This window comes from Myxococcales bacterium (genome assembly GCA_016717005.1).
Taxonomy (GTDB): Bacteria; Myxococcota_A; Polyangia; order Haliangiales; family Haliangiaceae; genus UBA2376.
The window spans coordinates 118570-138258 of sequence record JADJUF010000021.1; the positions used below are offsets into that span (position 1 = coordinate 118570).

General features: G+C 75.2%; 18 protein-coding genes. 4 read left to right on the plus strand and 14 right to left on the minus strand.

Features of this window, described 5'->3' with window-relative positions; all coding sequences use genetic code 11:
• Positions 1-150: 150 nt before the first annotated feature.
• A complete protein-coding gene (locus IPL61_19195) occupies positions 151-1191 on the plus strand; it encodes an SET domain-containing protein (GenBank protein ID MBK9033366.1) in 1041 nt (346 codons plus the stop codon).
• Between the two features lie 61 nt (positions 1192-1252).
• Here IPL61_19195 and IPL61_19200 read toward each other — a convergent pair whose 3' ends face one another.
• The 5 genes from IPL61_19200 to priA are packed head-to-tail and all read right to left on the minus strand — an operon-like array spanning position 1253 to position 8906.
• On the minus strand, positions 1253-1924 hold the full coding sequence (locus tag IPL61_19200; protein MBK9033367.1) for a ribulose-phosphate 3-epimerase: 672 nt from the start codon (positions 1922-1924) through the stop codon (positions 1253-1255).
• A 38-nt stretch (positions 1925-1962) separates the two neighbouring features.
• Entirely contained in the window at positions 1963-3273 is a 1311-nt protein-coding gene (gene rsmB, locus IPL61_19205; GenBank protein ID MBK9033368.1) for a 16S rRNA (cytosine(967)-C(5))-methyltransferase RsmB, read from the minus strand.
• The gene (locus tag IPL61_19210) at positions 3270-4226 is read right to left on the minus strand and encodes a methionyl-tRNA formyltransferase (protein ID MBK9033369.1); all 957 of its coding nucleotides are present in this window, start codon (positions 4224-4226) and stop codon (positions 3270-3272) included. Before IPL61_19210 ends, rsmB begins: the two co-directional genes overlap by 4 nt.
• Positions 4223-6481 (minus strand): hypothetical protein, encoded by a 2259-nt coding sequence (locus IPL61_19215; GenBank protein ID MBK9033370.1) that lies wholly within the window; start codon positions 6479-6481, stop codon positions 4223-4225. The genes IPL61_19210 and IPL61_19215 overlap by 4 nt, the downstream gene beginning before the upstream one ends.
• 19 nt (positions 6482-6500) lie before the next feature.
• A complete protein-coding gene (gene priA / locus IPL61_19220; GenBank protein ID MBK9033371.1) occupies positions 6501-8906 on the minus strand; it encodes a primosomal protein N' in 2406 nt (801 codons plus the stop codon).
• A gap of 55 nt (positions 8907-8961) precedes the next feature.
• Between priA and IPL61_19225 the strand changes: the two genes are divergently transcribed.
• Both IPL61_19225 and IPL61_19230 read left to right on the plus strand, forming a co-directional pair.
• Positions 8962-9945: an EscU/YscU/HrcU family type III secretion system export apparatus switch protein gene (locus tag IPL61_19225; protein ID MBK9033372.1), complete on the plus strand. Its 984-nt coding sequence runs from the start codon at positions 8962-8964 to the stop codon at positions 9943-9945.
• A 55-nt stretch (positions 9946-10000) separates the two neighbouring features.
• Positions 10001-12082 carry a beta-lactamase family protein gene (locus IPL61_19230; protein MBK9033373.1) on the plus strand — a complete coding sequence of 694 codons (2082 nt, stop codon included), beginning with the start codon at positions 10001-10003 and terminating at the stop codon, positions 12080-12082.
• Positions 12083-12086: 4 nt separating this feature from the next.
• Here the strand turns inward: IPL61_19230 and IPL61_19235 are convergent, their stop codons facing one another.
• Genes IPL61_19235 through IPL61_19250 form a run of 4 tightly spaced genes read right to left on the minus strand, consistent with a single transcriptional unit; the run spans position 12087 to position 14147 of the window.
• Positions 12087-12812 carry a flagellar biosynthetic protein FliR gene (locus IPL61_19235; protein ID MBK9033374.1) on the minus strand — a complete coding sequence of 242 codons (726 nt, stop codon included), beginning with the start codon at positions 12810-12812 and terminating at the stop codon, positions 12087-12089.
• Positions 12809-13084 (minus strand): flagellar biosynthetic protein FliQ, encoded by a 276-nt coding sequence (locus IPL61_19240; protein ID MBK9033375.1) that lies wholly within the window; start codon positions 13082-13084, stop codon positions 12809-12811. Before IPL61_19240 ends, IPL61_19235 begins: the two co-directional genes overlap by 4 nt.
• Complete coding sequence (locus tag IPL61_19245) at positions 13081-13755, minus strand: EscR/YscR/HrcR family type III secretion system export apparatus protein (protein MBK9033376.1); 675 nt, start codon at positions 13753-13755, stop codon at positions 13081-13083. Before IPL61_19245 ends, IPL61_19240 begins: the two co-directional genes overlap by 4 nt.
• The gene (locus IPL61_19250; protein MBK9033377.1) at positions 13752-14147 is read right to left on the minus strand and encodes a flagellar biosynthetic protein FliO; all 396 of its coding nucleotides are present in this window, start codon (positions 14145-14147) and stop codon (positions 13752-13754) included. The genes IPL61_19245 and IPL61_19250 overlap by 4 nt, the downstream gene beginning before the upstream one ends.
• 78 nt (positions 14148-14225) lie before the next feature.
• On the opposite strand from IPL61_19250, the gene IPL61_19255 reads away from it, so the two are divergent.
• A complete protein-coding gene (locus IPL61_19255) occupies positions 14226-15677 on the plus strand; it encodes a hypothetical protein (GenBank protein ID MBK9033378.1) in 1452 nt (483 codons plus the stop codon).
• Here IPL61_19255 and IPL61_19260 read toward each other — a convergent pair.
• The 5 genes from IPL61_19260 to rpsD all read right to left on the minus strand — a co-directional run bounded on the left by IPL61_19260 (position 15625) and on the right by rpsD (position 19625).
• Complete coding sequence (locus IPL61_19260) at positions 15625-15912, minus strand: hypothetical protein (protein MBK9033379.1); 288 nt, start codon at positions 15910-15912, stop codon at positions 15625-15627. The two genes, IPL61_19255 and IPL61_19260, sit on opposite strands and share 53 nt — an antisense overlap.
• Before the next feature lie 141 nt (positions 15913-16053).
• Complete coding sequence (locus IPL61_19265) at positions 16054-17094, minus strand: hypothetical protein (GenBank protein ID MBK9033380.1); 1041 nt, start codon at positions 17092-17094, stop codon at positions 16054-16056.
• A 151-nt stretch (positions 17095-17245) separates the two neighbouring features.
• Positions 17246-17680, minus strand: coding sequence for a 50S ribosomal protein L17 (gene rplQ, locus IPL61_19270; GenBank protein MBK9033381.1), 435 nt, complete (start codon positions 17678-17680; stop codon positions 17246-17248).
• A 145-nt stretch (positions 17681-17825) separates the two neighbouring features.
• The gene (locus tag IPL61_19275) at positions 17826-18839 is read right to left on the minus strand and encodes a DNA-directed RNA polymerase subunit alpha (GenBank protein ID MBK9033382.1); all 1014 of its coding nucleotides are present in this window, start codon (positions 18837-18839) and stop codon (positions 17826-17828) included.
• Between the two features lie 156 nt (positions 18840-18995).
• Positions 18996-19625, minus strand: a complete 630-nt coding sequence (rpsD, locus tag IPL61_19280; GenBank protein MBK9033383.1) for a 30S ribosomal protein S4 — start codon at positions 19623-19625, stop codon at positions 18996-18998.
• Between the last annotated feature and the right edge of the window lie 64 nt (positions 19626-19689).

The window sequence follows — 19689 nt, forward strand, 5'->3', positions numbered from 1 at the left end:
GCCCCGGCGGGGGCGCGGGGGGGGGGGGGGGGCGGGGGGGGGGGGGGCCGGCGGCGGGGGCGGGCCGGCCCCGGCGGGGGGGGGGGGGGGGGGGGGGGGGGCGGGCGGAGCGGCGAGCGCGGAGCCGACGTTCTATGCTCGGGAGAGCTGATGGACACGCACGACCGGTTCGTCGAGTGGTTGCGGGACGGCGGGGCGGCGCTCGAGGGGCTGGCGATCGGCGAGGGTCAGCGCGGGCGCGGCGTGGTCGCGACCCGGGGGTTCGCCGAGGGCGAGGTCGTGGCGCGGGTGCCGCGGCGGCTCTTGATCACCCGCGAGCACGCCAACGCGTCGTCGGTGGGCCGGCAGATCCGCGCGGCGGGGGTCGCGCTGTCGGGCACGCACGCGCTGTTCGCGGCGTGGCTGGGCGTCGAGCGCCGCGACCCGCGCACGGCCTTCGCGCCCTACCTCGAGATCCTGCCCGACGACTTCGCCGGCGCGGCGCTGTCCGCGACGGCGGCCGAGCGGGCGCTGGTGACCGGGACGCTGACCGGCGCGCTGCTCGACGCGCTCGAGGCCGACGTCGATCACGATCACGGGGCGCTGACCACGCACGTCCGGCTGTGGGCCGGGCGCACGCTCGCCGACTACACCTGGGCCCGGCTGTGCGTCGCGTCGCGGGTGTTCGCGCTGACGATCGACGGCATCGCCACCACCGCGCTGGTGCCGCTGGGCGACCTGCTCAACCACGCCCACGAGCCGGCGACGCGCTGGACCTACGACGACGCCGCCGAGGCGTTCACGCTGACCGCGGCCCGGACGATCGCCGCGGGCGCCGAGGTGACCGACAGCTACGGCCCCAAGAGCAACAGCCAGCTCGTGGTCCAGTACGGCTTTGTCCTCGACGACAACCCCGCGGCCGAGGTCGAGCTGTGCGGCCACCGCGTCACCGCCGACGTCGCGGCCGCGCCGGCCGAGGCGCTGCTGGCGGCCCTGCGGACCCGGCACTGCGACGACCAGGTGGCCCGGGCGGCGCTGAGGTCCGAGGTGGCCGCGGCCCTGGCCCGCTGCCCGGGGACGACCGCCGACGACGCGGCGATCCTGGCCGACCCGGCGGCCACGGCGCTGGCCCGGGCGCTGGTGCGCGCCCGCCGCGACGAGCGCGCGGCGCTCGAGGCCTGGCGCGCGTTCGCGATCGCGCCGACGCCGTGAGCGAACCCGCGGGCGCGCGATGCCACGCGGATCGCGAGATCGTCGCCAGCGCGCCCGGAGGTCAGGCGGCGCCGGCGGTCGCGCCGGCGCGCAGCGCGGCGATCGTGGCCGCGTAGTCGGGCGTCGCGAACACGGCCGAGCCGGCCACGAGCACGTTCGCGCCCGCGGCGGTGATCGCCGCGACGTTGTCGAGCTTGACGCCGCCGTCGACCTCGATGTCGACGTCGAGGCCGCGGTCGTCGAGCTCGCGCCGGAGCGCGGTGATCTTGGCGAGCACCGCCGGGATGAACGTCTGCCCGCCGAAGCCGGGGTTGACGCTCATCAGGAGCACCATGTCGACGTCGCCCAGGATCCAGCGGATCGCCTCGAGCGGCGTGGCCGGGTTGAGCACCACCGCGGCGCGCTTGCCGTGCTCGCGGATCGCCGCGACCGTGCGGTGGAGGTGGGTGCAGGCCTCGGCGTGGACGCCGATCAGATCGGCGCCGGCCCGGGCGTAGTCGCCGATCCAGCGATCCGGGTCCTCGATCATCAGGTGGACGTCGAGCGGCCTGGCCGTGACCTTGCGGATCGCCTCGACCACCAGCGGGCCGATCGTCAGGTTGGGCACGAAGTGCCCGTCCATGACGTCGACGTGGATGTAGTCGGCGCCGCCGGCGTCGCAGGCGCGGACCTCGTCGCCGAGGCGCGCGAAGTCAGCCGACAGGATGGAGGGGGCGATCCGGATGGGGCGCACCGGCGCACGCTACCGCGAAACCCATCCTGCGGCAGGGATCAGCCGCGGCGGTGCAGCCGCGCGGCGAAGAACCCGTCGGCGTCGTGGCGGTGCGGCCAGGTGCGGACCGCGCCGCCGTCGACGACCGCGGCCGGCAGCGGCGGCGGGGCCAGCTCGAACTCGGGGTGCGCGGCCAGGAACGCCGCGACCTGGGCCGGGCCCTCGGCCGCGGTCACCGTGCACACCGCGTAGACCAGCACGCCGCCGGGCCGGACCCGGGCGGCGGCCAGGCGCAGGAGCTCGGCCTGGGTCGCGGCCAGCGCGGTGACGTCGGCGCGGGTCAGGCGCAGCGCCGCCTCGGGGTGGCGGCGCAGCACGCCGGCGCCGGTGCACGGCGCGTCGACCAGCACGCGATCGTAGACGCGCTCGGGCGGCAGGCTGGCGAGCGGGCCGTGGTGGGTGGTGATGTCGCGCAGCCCGAGGCGCGCCGCGGCGCCCGTGGCGAGCTGCAGCTTGGCCGCGATCGGATCGACCGCGTCGATGTGCGCGCCGGGCGCCAGCTCGGCCAGGTGCGTGGTCTTGCCGCCGACGCCGGCGCAGGCGTCGAGGATGCGCTCGCCGGGCGCCGGCGCCATCAGGTGCCCGACCAGCTGGGCCGCGAGATCCTGCACGGTCCATAGCCCGGCGCGGAACGACGCCGCGCGCGCTGGATCGCCCAGGCCGCGCACCGCCAGCGCGTGATCGTCGAGGGGCGACGGCTCGGCGGTGGCGCCGTCGGCGACCAGCGCCGCGATCACCTCGGCCGGGGTCGCGCGCGCGCGGTTGACGCGGATCCACAGCGGGGCCTGGGCCTTGAGCGCGGCGATCGCCGCCGGCAGCTCGTCGGCCGGCACCTGCGCCGCGACCTCGTCGACGATCCACGGCGCCAGCGAGTGCTCGACCGCCAGCCGCTCGCGCGGATCGGTCGGCAGCGGCGGCTCGCCGGCGGCGGCCAGCTTGCGCAGCACCGCGTTGACGAACCCGCCGAGCTTGGGCCCGAACCGCGCGCGGACCGCGGTGACCGCGTCGTCGACGGCGGCGTGGGCCGGCACCCGCAGGAACACCAGCTGGTAGGCCGCGATCAGGAGCGCGGCGCGCACCGGCGGCCGGGCCCGGGCCAGATCGGCGTGGACCGCCAGCGCGCGCTCGAGCCGGACCTGGTGACGCAGCGTGCCGTAGACCAGCTCGGTCGCGAACCGGCGATCGCGCTCGTCGAGGTGCGCGGCCGGCAGCTCGCCGGCCAGCGCCAGCGTCGCCCAGGCGCCGTGCTCGCCGACCCGCCCGAGCACGCGCCGCGCCACCTCGCGCGCCGAGTCGGCCCGCGCGGTCACGACGCCACCGGGCGCGCGAGCAGATCGCCCACCGCCAGTCGCCGACCGTTCGCCAGGTCGCGCGCGCGCAGGCGCTTGCGCCCGGGCAGCTGCAGCTCGCGGATGACCACGACGCCGTCGGCGCACGCGACGTGGGCGCCGTCGTCATCGATCGCGATCACCGTGCCGGGGACGACGGCCGCGCTGACGTCGGGCGCGACGGCGCGGGGGCGGGCGCCGGCCAGCTTGACCACGTCGCCGCCGAGCGTCGCGACCGCGCCGGGCCACGGGTCGACCCCGCGCACGTGGGCTGCGACCACCGCGGCCGGGCGCGCGAAGTCGATCGCGCCGTCGTCCTTGGTCAACATGCGCGCGTGGCTGGCGCCCTCGGCCGGCTGCGGCGTCGCGACCACCGTGCCGGCGGCCAGCCCGGCCAGCGCCTCGACCAGCGTCGCCGCGCCCAGCGGCGCCAGCCGCGCGAACAGCTCGCCGGCGGTCTCGTCGGCGCCGATCGGCACCGCGCGCGTCAGCAGCATCGGGCCGGTGTCCATGCCGGCGTCGAGCTGCATGATCGTCACGCCGGTGGTCTCGCGGCCGTCGATCACCGCCCACTGGATCGGCGCGGCGCCGCGGTACGCCGGCAAGAGCGAGCCGTGGACGTTGACGCACCCGCGCGGGAACGCGGCCAGCACCGCCGGCGGCAAGATCTTGCCGTACGCGACCACGACCGCCAGCTCGGCGCCGGTCGCCGCCAGCTCGGCCGCGAGCTCGGGCGGCCGCACCGACCGCGGCTGGATCACCGGCAGGCCCAGGCGTTCGGCCGCGCGCTTCACCGCCGGCGCGGCCATCGCCCCGCCCCGCCCGGCCGGCTTGTCGGGCTGGGTCACGACCAGCGCGACCTCGTGCCCGGCGGCGACCACCGCCTCGAGGCACGGCACCGCGAAGTCGGGCGAGCCCATGAAGACGACCTTCACGCGGCCTCGCCCGGCTCGCACAGGTGCGCGCGGTAGGTCGCGCGGAGCACGTCGTCCCGCAGCACCCGGTAGGCCTCGTCGAGGACCGCGGCGATCTCCTCGAGCTCGTGCTCGAGCTCGCGCCGCAGCTCGCCCGGGAAGGTCTCGGCGGCGAAGTCGCGCCGCGCGCCCTCGTACGCGCGCTTGATCTCGAAGGCGGTGGCGTCGCGGCGCACGCCCAGCAGCGCGAAGTAGTCAGCGTCGGCGACCAGCGCCGCGCGCGCCTGGACCCGGGCCCGATCGATCGCGAGGTCGCTCTCGCCCACCAGCGCCGGCGCGTCGCCGTCGTCCTCGCCCGGCCGACGCCGTGCGGTCGCCAGCCCCAGCAGCTGCAGGCTCCACACCAGCGGGTACAGGCCGCCGACCGGCAGGCCGGCCGCGCGCGCCACCGCGGCCAGCTCGACCGAGCCGTCGAGCGCGGTCAGCGCGGCGCGCTCCTCGGCGGACAGATCGGCGACGCCGACGATCGCCGCGAGCTTGTCGCGATCGGTGATCTCGATCAGCGTGGTCGGCGGACCGACCAGGCGCTCGAGCGTGACCCGGTCGAGCTTGCGGCGCACGCCCTCGAGCACCATCGCCGCCGGGTGGCGCGACAGCCGGATGCGCTCGCCGGTGGCGCCGTCGCCGACGATCAGCCGGTAGTCGCCGCGGTCCCACGCGAACAGCGAGTAGATGATGTCCTCGACGTGGCGGCGCACCGCGGGCAGCAGCTCGCGCCGCTTGAGGTACCCGCGATCGACCAGGATCTCGCCCATCCGCCGGCCGGTGTCCTGGACCTGATCCTGGCAGCGGTCGTGCTGCTCCCGAGTGATCTTGCCCTCGCGCACGAGCAGCTCGCCCATGCGGTCGTGGGCCAGGTTCGACGCGGCGAAGACCGGGCGCCCGCCCTCGAAGTGGATCACCTTCTCGGCGGCGCCGGCGTGGAAGACGACCCGGCCGGTGAAGTCGGCGACGAACATGCGCGCGATCAGCGCCGGCGCGTCGGCGATCCCGCGCTGGAGCTCGCCGCCCTCGCCGCTCTTGCCCGCGGCGGTGTCGCGGCGGACGGCGTGGGGATCGGTCGCGCGCTCGTCGACCCCGACGAAGGTCGCCGCCGCCAGATCGACGTCGTCGTCGCCGTCGTCGTCGACCAGGCCGCCCAGATCGATCTCGGTGTGGTGGTCGTGGGCCGGGCCGCTCGCGACCGGGGTCGCCGGCAGGTCGTTGGTGCGGAACAGGCGCTCGGCCATGAGCGACATCTTCTTGCGCAGCTCGCGCGCGAAGTCGCCCCCGGCCGGCGGGCCCTCCAGCGCCGGCGCCGGCGCCGGCTCGCGTGCCAGGTCGACCGACAGATCGTCGTCGATGCCGGCGGCGACGTCGTCGAGCGGATCGTCGTCGAGATCGTCGCTGAGCGGCGCCGGGGTCGACGTGGCCCACGACGCCGGGCCGGCCCCGGTCGGGGTCGGGTGGGCCCAGGCGCGCTCGTCGGCCATCGAGACCGGCTCGGGCTCGACCGCCCGCTCCGACAGGATCAGCGTCGGCTCGCGCAGCGGCCCCGGCACCTCGGTCGAGCCCGGGCGCCAGGCCGGCGGCGCCGGCAGGTCCGGCGGCGCCAGGGCCGGCAGGTCGTCGTCGTGGCGATCGTCGTCGGCGGCGCGCGCGTGCGCGACCGGCGCGCGCGGCGGCGGCAGATCGTCGACGTCGCCATCGACCTCGTCGCTGTCGTGGGTGTCCTCGTCGTCGCCGAGCTCGTCGGCGAGCGCCGCCCAGCGCGCCTTCAGATCGATCGGCGGCGGCGGCGGCAGCGCCGCGGGGGTCGGCGGCGGTGGCGGGGCCGCGCTCGCGGCGGCCGCGGCCCGGATCGCCAGCCCGGCGTTGACCGCGAACCGCAGCGCCTTGTCCGACAGCGGCCGCCCGACGAACCGCTCGATCCCGACCCCGATCGCGTCGAGCGCGGTCCGGATCGGGCCGTCGACGTCGCCGATCAGCACGATGAACACCTTGTGCGGCCGGATCGCGTCGCGCATCGCCGAGATCAGCGCGCGCGCGTCGCCGTCGTCGAGGGTCGCCGACACCACGATGACGTCCGGCGCCAGCTCGATGAACCGCGCGAGGGTGGCGTCGTCCCCGACCTCGCACGTCAGCTCGACGTCGACCAGGGCGTCGTCGCCCTGGGTCAGCGCCGCCGACAGCTCGTCGTGGTCACCGGGATTGGCAACCAGAAGGATCTTTGCCATCGCGCCACCTGCGGTTCTACTACAGCGTCGACAGCGGATCTACGTCGACGGCGACCGACGCGCCCACCACCTCGACCGCCAGGACGCTCCGGATCACTCGCCGCAGCGCGCCGCGGTCGCGGCTGCGCAGCCAGACCTGCCAGCGGGTCCGACCGCGCAGGCGGGCCAGCGGCGCCGGCGTCGGCCCGCGCACCAGCACGACGTCGTCGACGGCCCGGGCCGCGGCCACCGCCATCGCCGCCACCCGGGTCGCGGCCTCGGCCACCCGGGCCGGGTCGCGCCCGTCGATCCGCACCGCGCACACCCGCCCGCTCGGCGGGTAGTCGAGCTCGGCCCGGGCCGCGCTCTCGCGCTCGAAGAACGTGGCGTAGTCGTGGGTGGCGGCGCAGGCGATCGCGTCGGCGTCGGGCTGGTAGGTCTGGATCAGCACCCGGCCCGGGCGCGTGCCGCGGCCGGCGCGCCCGGCCACCTGGGTCAGCAGCTGGAACGTGCGCTCGCTGGCCCGGAAGTCCGGCAGCCCGAGCGCGAGATCGGCGCACAGCACGCCGACCAGCGTCACGCCCGGGAAGTCGTGGCCCTTGGTCACCATCTGGGTCCCGACCAGCACGTCGACCTCGCGCCGGGCCACGCGCGCCAGCACCGCCTCGACCTGGTTGCCGCTGGCCACGTCGCGATCGAGCCGCGCGACCCGGGCGGCGGGGAAGCGCTCGGCGATGGCCGCGGCCACGCGCTCGGTGCCGAGCCCCTTGCGCTCGATCGCGTCGGCGCCGCACGCCGGGCACGCCGTCGGCACCCGCTCGCCGTGGCCGCAGTAGTGGCACTGCAGGCGATCCGACGACTGGTGGTAGGTCAGCGACACCGCGCACGCGCCGCAGCGGAACGCGTGGCCGCAGCCCCGACACATGACGAAGGTCGCGAACCCGCGCCGGTTGAGGAACACGATCGCCTGATCGCCGGCGGCCAGCGCCTCGGTCAGCGCGGCGGTCAGCGGCGCCGACATCATGGCCTCGGCGTCGGGGCGGTACTTCCGCAGGTCGACGATCTCGACCGCGGGCAGCGTGCCGCCGGTGGGGCGCTCGACCAGGGTCGCGAGCTGGTAGCGCCCGGCCGCCGCCGCCGCGTACGACTCGAGGCTGGGCGTGGCCGAGCCCAGCACGCAGACCGCGCCGGCCCGCTGCGCCCGCACCAGCGCGACGTCGCGGCCGTGGTAGCGCACGCCCTCGTCCTGCTTGAACGAACCGTCGTGCTCCTCGTCGACGACGATGATCCCGAGGTCGCGCACCGGCGCGAACACCGCCGAGCGCGCGCCGACCGCGATCCGGGCCAGGCCGCGCTCGAGCCGGGTCCACTCGCCCAGGCGATCGCGCTCCGACAGCCCCGAGTGCAGGATCGCGACCTCGTCGCCGAACCGCGCCCGGAACCGCGCGGCGAGCTGCGGCGTCAGCGAGATCTCGGGCACGAGCACGATCGCGCCGCGGCCGAGGCCGCGCAGGTGCCCGATCGCGTGCAGGTAGACCTCGGTCTTGCCGGCGCCGGTGACGCCGTGGAGCAGGACCGCCGCGAACCCGGTGACGCCGGTGATCGTCGCCACCGCGGCGACCTGCTCGTCGGTGAGCCGCGGCGGCGCCACCGCGCCGGTGAGGCCGTCGCCGATCGCCACCGCGGTCGGCGCCACGTCGTGCACGGTGACCTCGACCACGCCGGCCTTGACCAGCTCGCGCAGCGCCGCGGCGGCGCCGGGCAAGGTCGCGGCGAGCGTGGCCGCGGGGGCGGGCCCGGCCGCGAGCGCCTCGACGACCGCGCGCCGGGCCGGGGCCCGGGCGGTGGCCGCGCGGGCGGCGTCGACGGCCACGGCCAGGGCGGCGACCTTGGTGGTGCGGGCCCGAGTGCGGGCGCCCGAGCGCGCGTCGTCCTCGACCGCCAGCCCGCGCGCGCACAGCGCCGCCAGCTCGTCGCTGGCCCGGGTCAGCTCGGCCCGCGCCAGCGGCCGCCGGCTCGCGCCCAGCCGGGCCAGCAGCCGGGCCTGCCGCGTCGACAGGGCCGAGCCCTCGCCGGCCAGCGCCGCGCGCCCGGCGTCGGTGATCGAGACCACGCGCGTGCTCGACTCGCCGCTGCCGACCGGCTGCACCAGCCGCAGCGCCTCGCCCGGCGGCGCCTCGTAGTACTCGGCGATCCACATCGCGAGCCCCACCAGCTCGGCGGCGATCGGCTCGCCGAGCACGTCGGTGAGCGCGCGCACCGTGACGTCGCCGGTCGGCGGCGCCGCCGGCCACCGGGTGATCACCCCGGCCACCCCGCGGCCGCCGAACGGCACCAGCACCCGGGCCCCGACCCCGACCCGCGCGGCCAGGCCCGCCGGGATCGCGTAGGTGAAGACCCCCACGACCGGCAGCGCGACCGCGACCTCACAGTGACCAGCGTCCATCGGGGCGCGCACTGTAGCAGGCGCCTGCGTCGGAGGGCCCTGCTAGCGTCGGCGCGTGCATCGTCCGCACCCTCCCAGCCCGCGTCGACGTGCGCTCGCGCGCGCGGCGGGTCGGGTGCTGACCAGCCCGGCCGCGACCTCGGCCGTCGCGCTCGGCGCCGGGCTCGCCGCCGCGGTCGCGGTGGTCACGGCCAGCGCGGCGCGCGTCGTGGCCTCGACCCGGGCCGCGCTCGCCCACGCCACCGACGACGGCGGCGCCGACCGGGCCCGCGCGGCGGCGGCGGCGGTGCCGCTCGAGCTCCTGGCCGCGGCCGCGCCGATCGCCGTGGCCGCCGCGGTCGGGGCGCTCCTCGCCCAGGGCGTCCTGGCGCGCGGGCTGTGGCAGCCGACCCGCACGGTGCGCGGCGCCCCGACCACCGGCGCCGAGCCCAGCACCGCCAGGACCCGCGCGGCCGAGGCCGCGATCGCGCTGGTCCGCACGCTGGCGCTGATCGCCGTCGCGGTCGCCGTCGTCGTCGCGCGCCTGCCCGCCCTGGCCGAGCTCGCGCCCCGCCCCGCCGGCGCCGCGTCCGCGCTGCTGGCGCTGGCGGCCTCGGCGGCCGCGACCGTGGCGATCGCCGCGATCGCCCTGGCCGTCCTCGAGGTCGCCTGGCGCCACCACCTGCTGGCGCGCAGCCTCGCCATGACCACCCGCGAGTGGCGCGACGACGCGCGCGAGGCCATCGGCGATCCCAACGTGCGCCAGGCGCAGCGCGCCGCCGGGCGGGACGATCGCGCCGTCGTCGCCGGCGCCCGCGCGCTCGTCGTCGGCGACCGGCTCGCGGTCGCGGTCGGCTGGCAGCCGGGGACGACGCCGCGGGTCGTCGCGACCGGCCGCGACCTCGCCAGCCGCCGGCTGATCGCCGCTGCGCGCGCCGCCGCGCTCCCGATCGTCGTCGACGCCGACCTGGCCGCGCGCCTGGCCGTCGGCGCGGCGATCCCCGACGACGCGCTCGCGACCGTCGCCGAGGTGCTCGCGGCCGCTGGCGCCGCGGCCTGAGCCGCGCGGTCAGCGCGCGGTTGTGCCGCCCCGGGCCCGGGGCCATGCTGCCGGCATGCCCCTCCTCCGCCCCGGCGCCACGCTCGCCGCGCTCGCGCTGCTCGCCGCCTGCGGCGGCGCGACGCCGACCCGCACCCCGATCGCGCCCGGCCCGCCCGGCGGCGCGCTCCCCGACCGGTCACCGCCGACCGCACCCACCGCGCCCACCGCGCCCACCGCGCCCACCTCGGCGCCAGCGCGCCAGCTCGACGCCGACGCGCAGGTCACCCTGGCGACCGGGACCACGCTCACCGCCGCGTCGGGCTGGTGGCTCGGCGACGAGCGCGACGGCGTGCTGCAGCTCGACGATCCCAGCCGCGAGCTGTCGCTGTGGCTCACCGAGGTCGAGGCGCCCGATCGCGCCGCCGCGGTCGCCGCCGCCTGGCGCCGGGTCCGCCCCGACTTCGCGCTGGCGATCGCCCAGGCCGAGGACGCGCCCGGCCGCGACGGCTGGGACGCGCTCGGCCAGGTGGTGTACGTGACGCCGGCGGAGGCGTCGCGGCTGGTGGTCGCGGTGGCGCTGCGCCACGGCGCCACGTGGCACGTCGTGCTGATCGACGGGACCCAGGCGGCGGCCGGTCGGCGCGGCGCCCAGCTCGGCGCGACGATCGAGAGCCTGCGGGTGCCCGGTCAGATCAAGGAGTCGTTCGCGGGTCGGCCGATCGCGCTCGACGCCGAGCGCCTGGCCGCGTTCGACGCGTTCGTCGAGGACGCCCGGATCAAGGCCGGCGTGCCCGGCCTGGCGATCGCGGTGGTCAGCCACGATCGTGTGCTCCTGGCCAAGGGCCACGGCGTGCGCGCGCGCGGCGGCAAGGCCGCGGTCACGCCGTCGACGCGCTTCATGATCGGCTCGACGACCAAGTCGCTGACCACGCTCCTGATGGCGGCGCTGGTCGATCGCGGCGCGCTGACCTGGGACACGCCGCTGACCGCGCTCCTGCCTGACTTCGCCCTCGGCGACGCCGCCACGACCGCCGCGGTCACGCTCCGCCACACCGTGTGCGCGTGCACCGGCATGCCGCGCCAGGACCTCGAGTTCATCTTCGAGTACGCAGGCTGGACGCCCGAGCGGCGGATCGCCGCGATGAAGACGATGACGCCGACCACCGGCTTCGGCGAGACCTTCCAGTACTCGAACCTGATGGTCGCCGCCGGCGGGTTCGCGGCCGGGCGCGCGACCTCGGCCAAGGGCCGCCTCGACGCCGCCTACGCGCGCGCGCTCGCGACCTACGTGCTCGGCCCGCTCGGCATGAAGGCGACGACGCTCACGCTCGCCACCGGCAAGCGCAAGGACGCCGCCGCGCCCCACGCCCGGGACCTCGCGGGCGGGTACCACACGATCCCGCTGGCCGACGAGGGCGCCGTCGAGTCGGTCGGCCCGGCCGGCGCGGCCTGGTCGACGGCGCTGGACCTCGGCCGCTACGTCCAGCTCGAGCTGCGCCAGGGCGCCGACGCCCGCGGCAAGGCGATCGTCAGCGCGGCCAACCTCGCCGCCCGGCGCGCGCCCCAGGTCAAGATCGGCGAGCACTCGGCCTACGGCCTGGGGCTCTTCCTCGACGACGAGCTCGGCGTCCCGATCCTCGGCCACGGCGGCAACACGATCGGGTTCACCTCGGACCTGTTCTTCCTGCCCGACCACGACGTCGGGGTCGTCGTGCTCACCAACGGCGGCGCCGCCAACAGCCTGCGCAGCGCGATCAAGCGCCGCTTCCTCGAGCTGGCCTTCGACGGCGCGCCCGAGGCCGCCGCCAACCTCGATCACGCGCTGGCCCAGGCCCAGCAAGACGCCGACGCCGAGCGCCCGCTGATCGAGCTGGCGCCGCCCGCCGCCTGGTTCGACGCGCTGGTCGGCACCTACCAGGGCGGCGGCCTCGGCACGGTCGTCCTCCGGCGCACCCGCGGCGCGATGATCTTCGACGTCGGCGAGTGGCAGTCCGAGGTGGCGCGCTACCACCGGCGCGACGGCTCCGACGGCCTGGTCCTGACGACGCCGCCGTGGGCCGGCTTCGACCTGATGATCCGCGGCACCACCACCGAGCCGGTGCTCGCGATCGACGCCGGCCAGCAGCTCTACGAGCTGCGCCGCCCGGCGAAGTAGCTGGTCAGCGCGCCAGGGCGGTCGGCAGCGCGCGGACCACGCCGGCGAGGCCGTGGGCCACCGCGAACACCATCGCCGCGAGCGCGAGCACCGCGGCCAGCCGGAGCCACAGGCCGGTCGGCGCCACGCTGACCGCCAGGCCGCTGGCGCGCTCGACCGCGCCCAGCGCCAGCGCCGCCACCACGACCGCGCCCAGCACCGGCACCGCCAGCGCCACGGCCACGCCGAACAGCGTCGCGCCGGCGTCGAGCACCGCGGTCGCGTCGAGCGCCGCGCCCGCGGCCGGGGGCGCCACCTGGTACGAGGCGACCACCGCGACCATCACGGCGCGGTGCCCGCCCAGCGCGAAGAACACCAGCGCGCCCAGGAGCCCGGTCGCCGTCGCCCACGGCGAGGCCTCGTCGGTGTCGCCCAGGGTCGTCGCCAGCCAGCTCCCGATCAGCTCGGCCGCCACCAGCGGCACGGCCGCGGTCACGCCCAGGCTGGCGCCCAGGGCCAGCTCGCGCGCCAGGATCGCCACCTGGGTCGACAGCGGGCCGGTCGCCAGCGCCGCGGCGCCCGGGGCCAGGAGCCCCTCGCCCAGGGTCGCCACCGCCACCGCGATCATCACGGCCACGGCCGCCGCCACGGTGCGCCCGGCCGCGGCGCGGGCCCCCGCCAGCGCGATCACCACCGCCGGCCCGATCCGCGCCAGCGCGAGCACCAGCGCCCAGCCGGTCGCCGCGGTCACGTCGAGCCCTGGCCCACCACCACGATCGCCGCCAGCGCCCGGGTCGTGAACGCCTCGACCCGCCCCGCGATCACCGGCGCGGTGAGCGCGATCGCCACGACCACCGCCACCAGCCGCGGCGCGAAGCCCAGGGCCGGATCGCGCACCTGGGTCACCGCGCCGACGATCGCGGTGAGCGCGCCCGCCAGCAGGGTCGCGAGCACCACCGGCGCCAGCAGCGCCAGCGCCAGCAGCGCCCCGTCGCGGGCCAGCCCGACCAGCGCCGAGGTCACGCGTAGCCCCGCAGGAGGCCCACGAACAGGAGGCGCCAGCCGTCGACCGCCACGAACAGCAGCAGCTTGATCGGCAGCGCGACCGTCTGCGGCTGCACCGACGGCAGGCCCAGCGCCGTCAGCGACACGCCGACGATCAGATCGATCAGCAGGAACGGCAGGAACACCAGGAACGCGATCGCGAACGCCTCGGCCAGCTCGCTGGCGACGAACGCCAGCGACAGCACGGTCAGGTCGTCGTCGGCCACCGGCGCGCCGCGCAGCTCCGCCGCGACCTCGGCGAACGCCGCGCGATCGTCGGCGTGGGCGTGCTTGGCCAGGAACGCCCGCACCGGCACGGTGCCGCGCTCGGCCGCCGCCAGCCAGCCGTCGGGCGGCGCCTGGTCGAGGTCGAGGTGATAGGGCTCCGGCGCCGGCGTCCCGGCCGGCGCCGCCGAGCCGGCCGGGCGCTCGATCGCCGCGACCACGTCGCGCGCCACCGGCGCCATCACGAACACCGTCAGCAAGAGCGACAGCCCGGTCACGACCAGGTCCGGCGGCGCCTGGGGCGACCCCAGGGCGTTGCGCAGGAGCGCCATCACGACCGAGGTCTTCACGAACGCCGACAGCATCAGCGCGATCAGCGGCACCACCGCCACCGCGATCAGCGCCGCCGCGTTCGACCCGCTCACGCCTTCTCCACCGGCGTCCGCCGCCGGCCCCACGCCGCCGCCACCAGGTCGGTGAAGCGCCGCCCCGCCGAGGTGTCGGCCTCGGCCGTGGGCATGGCGTCGTCATCGAGCTCGGTCACCAGCCCCAGCCCGCCCTCGCTGGCGCCCAGCAGCAGGGTCTTGCCGCCGACCCGCACCACGTACAGCGACCGCCGCGGCTCCAGCGGCACCCGGGCCAGCACGGTGACCAGGCGCTCGCCCACCGGCCGGCCCTCGAGCCCGCGCCGGAGCAGCCGGACCACCACCACCGCGACCACGCACACCGCGATCAGCAGCAGCACGGTGGTCAGCAGCAGCCCGCCATAGCCGGCCCCGCTCGTCGCCGCCTGCGCCGCCGCGTCCGGTGCTGCCATGGCCCGGAGGTATCACCGCGCTCTGACAGCCGCCCGGCCCGGCTTGACCGCCCCGCCCCGCTCTGCTGCGATCCCCGGATGTGGCGTCTCGCGCTCCTGCCCGCAACCCTCGCGTCCCTGGCCCTCGCCGGCTGCCAGTTCGACCGGCCCCTCGACATCGACCCGGTCGACGCCCGCGTCATCGACGCCGTCGACGCCCCGCCCCCGTGCGCGCCGTCCACGATCGTCTGCGACGACGCCCAGGGCGTCTACACCGAGTGCGACGCCGCCGGCACCGTCGTCCGCCAGCTCACCTGCCCGCTCGGCTGCGCCACCGACACCGAGCAGTGCCTCGACATCGACCCGCACAACGGCCTGGCCATGTACCTGGACATGGTCGCGGATCCGCCGGATGTCGTCCTCGCCGGAGCAGCTCGAATCGACCCGGAGACCGGCGTGCTCTTCGACGGCCCGACGGCCATCACGGTGCCGACGTTCATCGCGCCCGCTGGGCTCCGCGTCTTCGTGTTCGCGTCGCTCACGATCGATGGCTCGCTGTCGGTCACGCCGATGGGGAGCCGAACGTGGCCCATCGCCTTGCTGGCCACGCGTGACATGACCATCCGTGGGCCCATCGATGTCTCCGCCGCGCGCAACCTCGCTGGCCCGGGCGGCATCTCGGGGGGCGACCTGGCTGGGGACGATCTCTGTCCCGGCGGGAACACGTTCTTCGCCCCACCGGCACCGAGCCCCGGTGCCGGCGGCGGCGGCGGCTGGTTCGCCGGTGGGATCGGTGGGGCGATCAACGGCACGGCCGGAAGCCCAGGCGGATTGGCCCAGCGAGAGATCGAGCCCTTCGCGGGCGGCTGCGCGGGCGGGATCGTCTACGGCAACACCAGCAGTTCCGCGACCGGTGGCGGCGGCGGGGGCGCGCTCCAGCTCGCGAGCCGCACCCGCATCACGTTCGAGGTCGGCGGCGGTATCGACGCCAGCGGCGGCGGCGGCGGGCCAGGATTCCGCAACATCGCCGGCGCTGGTGGCGGCGCCGGCGGCAAGGTGCTCATCGAGGCCCCCCAGGTCATCCTCGATGGCGCCGGCGTCGTGATCTCGACCAAGGGCGGTGGCGGGGCTGGCGCCAGCGATGCCTCAGCCTCCGGAGGGCCTGGCGAGGATGGCGGGACCGCCGCGAACCGCGCCCAGGGTGGCTCGAGCCCGATCGGCAACATCGGGGGTGCCGGCGGCGTCACGACCGAGCCCTATCCCGGCACTGACGCCATGGGCGGCGGGGTGTCGGGCGGGGGTGGCGGCGGCTCGCCCGGCACAATCGCCTACTTCACGATGGCGGGCGCGATCAACCCCATCAACGGCGCCACCAACCGCAGCCCAACAATCATCGCGCCGCTCGCGACCCGTACCATCCGTGATCGCCCCGGTCCGGACGCAAGCCGCCGGCGCCACCGGCGCGGCCTGCGTCCGGCCTGGCGGCACCTAGAGGCACCTAGAGGCAGGTGTTGCCGGTCACGGCGTCACCCGCCTCGCTGCGCGGAATGAACACCCAGTTGTTGGTGTCGGAGAACGGGTTGTACTGCCAGACGCCAACGATCGACGAGAAGCACGTCCCGACCGCGTCCTGCTGGCGGACGATGTCGTCGTCCGAGATGAAGGTCGTGGTGCCATCGGTCATCGCGCGCTGGTACGGCTGCGCGGCCGGGATCGCGCCGGTGAGGCGGATGTTGACCAGCTTCACCAGCACGCTCTCGTACTGCTCCGCCTGGGCGCCAGACAACGTCGCGACCGTGACGCCCTCGAGCGGGATCGGCGCCGTGGCGGCGGCCGCGTTGAGGGGTGACCGAGGGGTTCGAGCCGATCTGCGTCAGCGTGTCGCCGCCATCGTTGCCGTTGAACTCGAGCACCGTGCCGCTCACGTTCACGTGCGCGCCGACGACGACCTCGGCCGGTAGCACAGCGGCCCCGAGCCCCGGAACACGTAGATGCTGTTGTTCGGCGCGGCCTGGGCCGCGTCCGACACCCAGAGGTTCTTCTTGTTGAACGCGACCGCGGTCACGACCACGTTGTCGAGGCTGACCACGGTACCGGTGGCGATGGTGCCGTTCTGGATGTCGGTGATCGGGGGGCTCTGCGGCGCCGGGCAGCCAGTCCCACCCGGGACGATGTCGGCGGTCATGCGCGGCAGGATCTTGTAGCTGAAGAAGTAATCGCCCACGCCAGTGATGCTTGCGACACAGTCCTGGACGTTGACCAGGTTCGGCCCGCCATCATTGGTCGACGGGATCGCCGATAGCGACGAGTCGATGTGGAGCCCACCCGTGATGACGAACTCGCGGAACGTCGGATCCGGCGTCGCGCCGCTGATCTGGGTGATGCCACCGACGACCGCGACGTTCTCGACGCGGGTCAGCACGCCCTCCCACTTCTCGTACTCTGCGAAGCGCGTGGCCTCGTCCATGTTGGCCAGGATCGCGCCATCGATGACGTGGGCCGGCGGCACGGCGCCGGTGCCGACCTTGGTCACGGTCATGACGCCGCCGGTCACCGGCTGCAGCTCGGTGGTCGTGCGGCCGCTGGTGTCGGACACCAGGGCGAACTCGGTCTTCTCGGCGCCGGTGATGTCGACCTTGTCGCCGACCGCGAGCAGCGCGACCTGATCGATGGGTCCGCCGAACACGAGGACGCCGGAGTACTCGCCGCCGGCCTCCTCACCGATCCAGAAGTTGCCCTTCCGGTCGCCGAAGTTGTCGATCGCGACGACGATCTTGCCCTTGAGGTCGACGGGGGTGCCGGGCACCATCGCGTCGTTCTGGACCTCCTGGATGGTCAGGCCGCCGGCGGTGCCGTCGATCCGGGCGTCGGCGGTGTCGTCGCCGCTGCCGCTGTCGCGGCAGCCGAGGGTCAGGGCCGCGAGCGCGGCGAGGGAGAAGATCGGGACCAGGCGAAGCGAGCGCAACATGGACAGCCTCCTCTCACCCGTCGACCGGGCGAGGTTCGCGGCGTTATAGAACAAAACAAAACGCCCGCGGTGAGGCGGGCGTCACAGAGCGATGATCTTTTTGTGACCCAGCGACCCAGGCCACGTGGCCGCGACGGTCGCGACCGCCCGATCAGGCCGCGGTCGGCGACGGCGCCAGGCCGATCAGCTCGACCAGGGCCATCGAGGCCGCGTCGCCCACCCGGAACCGGGTCTTGAGCATGCGGGTGTAGCCGCCGGTCTTCTTGGTCTTCGCGAAGTGCGGGCCGATCTCGACGAACAGCCGGTCGAGGGCCGCCCGGGTCTTCACGACCTTGCGGGCCTCGCGGCGGGCGTGGACCACGCGCGCGCGCTCGGCCTGGGTGGCCTTGTCGCCCTTGCCGGCCAGCGGCGCGACCTCGACGCCCCACCGGATGGCGGCGTCGGCGTAGCCGCGGAGCTCCTTGGCCTTGGCCTCGGTGGTCTCGATGCGGCCGTAGGTAAAGAGCGAGGTGACGAGGTTGGCGAACAGCGCGTCGCGGTGCGACGAGGTACGCGAGAGCTTCCGTCCAGAATTGCCGTGGCGCATTGCAGGCTCACAAAGTTGAAGGTCATCAGGCGCGCAGGCCGCGCCTCGGGATCTTTCGCTCTAGCTCCGGACCGCGAGGTCGGCAACGGTCCGGCTCGCGTTTCGGCTGCCCCAGCTGCTGCTGAGGGCGGGTCTCCGCGAGACCCTACTTCTTCAAGGGGTTCGGGCCGGGCCAGTTGTCGAGCTTCATGCCCAGCGACAGGCCCATCTCCGCGAGGATCTCCTTGATCTCCTTGAGCGACTTCCGGCCGAAGTTCTTGGTCTTCAGCATCTCGGACTCGGTCTTCTGGACCAGCTCGCCGATGTACTTGATGTTGGCGTTCTGGAGGCAGTTGGCCGAGCGCACCGACAGCTCGAGCTCGTCGACGGTCCGCCACAGGTTCTCGTTGAGCTTCTCCTGCTCCTCGTCCCGCATCGGCTCGGTCGGCTCGGCCATCTCCTCGAAGTTGATGAACAGGTTGAGCTGCTCCTTGAGGATCTTCGCGGCGTAAGCGACCGCGTCGTCGGGGCGGACCGCGCCGTTGGTCCAGACCTCGAGCGTCAGCTTGTCGTAGTCGGTCTGCTGACCGACGCGCGCGTTGGTGACGATGAAGTTGACCTTCTTGATCGGCGAGTACAGCGCGTCGATCGCGATGGTGCCGACGGCCAGGTTGGCGCTGTGGCGCTCGGCCGGCGCGTAGCCGCGGCCGGTCGTCACGGTCAGCTCGGACGAGATCTTCCCGTCCTTGGCCAGCGTGCAGATGCGGTGGTTCGGGTTGAGCACCGTGACGCCGTCGGGCAGCGTCAGGTCCTTGGCCAGCACCGGGCCCTCGCCCTGCTTGTCGAGGCGACAGACGTAGGTCTTGTCACCCTCGACCTTGAGGAGCGTCTCCTTGAGGTTGAGGATGATGTCGGTGACGTCCTCGACCACGCCCGGCAGCGACGAGAACTCGTGCAGCGCGCCCTCGATCGCGACGTGGCTGATGGCGGCGCCCTGGAGCGACGACAGCAGCACGCGGCGGAGGCCGGTGCCGAGGGTCGTGCCGAAGCCGCGCTCGAGCGGCTCGCACGAGAACTTGCCGTAGGTCTCCGACCGCTCCTCGATCTCGAGCATCCGCGGACGGATGAGATCGCGCCAGTTCTTGGCCATGAAGGCGGTCTGCTCGGGGGTCGGCTCCATCGTCACTCCTTGTTCGGGACCATCAGGTCCCGTCGTATCGCGTCAGGCGGTCGGGCTGCGTACCGGGCTCTCGAACTTCGCGGGAGTACCACCCGATGGTCGAGGCCGATCGTGTCGGGTGGGGGCCCCATCGCTGCGCGATGGGGGATCCTGCAACTACTTCGAGTAGAGCTCGACGATGAGCTGCTCGCGGATCGGCAGGGTCACGTCCTCGCGGGTCGGCAGCTGCTTGATGCCACCCCGGAAGCCGTCCTTGTCGAGCTCGATCCACTGCGGCACGCCGCGGCGATCGACCGCGGCCAGCGCCTCGGAGATGCGGGTGATGGTGCGCGACGACTCGCGGACCAAGACCACGTCCCGGGGGCGGACCATGTACGAAGGGATGTTGACCTTCTTGCCGTTGATCGTGAAGTGGCCGTGGCGGACCAGCTGGCGCGCCTCGGCGTGATCCGACGCGAAGCCCATCCGGTAGACGACGTTGTCGAGGCGGCGCTCGAGCAGCTGGATCAGGTTCTCGCCGGCGATGCCCTTCATGCGGGCCGCCTTGAAGAAGTAGCCGCGGAACTGGCGCTCGGCGATGCCGTAGATGCGCTTGACCTTCTGCTTCTCGCGCAGCTGCTCGCCGTAGTCCGAGCGCTTCTTGCGCCGGGCCTGGCCGTGCTGACCCGGCGGATAGCTGCGACGCTCGTAGCCGCACTTGTCGGTGTAGCAGCGCTCTCCCTTGAGGAAGAGCTTCATGTCTTCACGCCGGCACAGCCGGCACACGGGGCCAATGTAACGAGCCATCGATGGTTTCCTGGAAGCAGAGGTGATCCCGGCGACAGCGCCGGCAAGTTCCTCGAGAAGAATC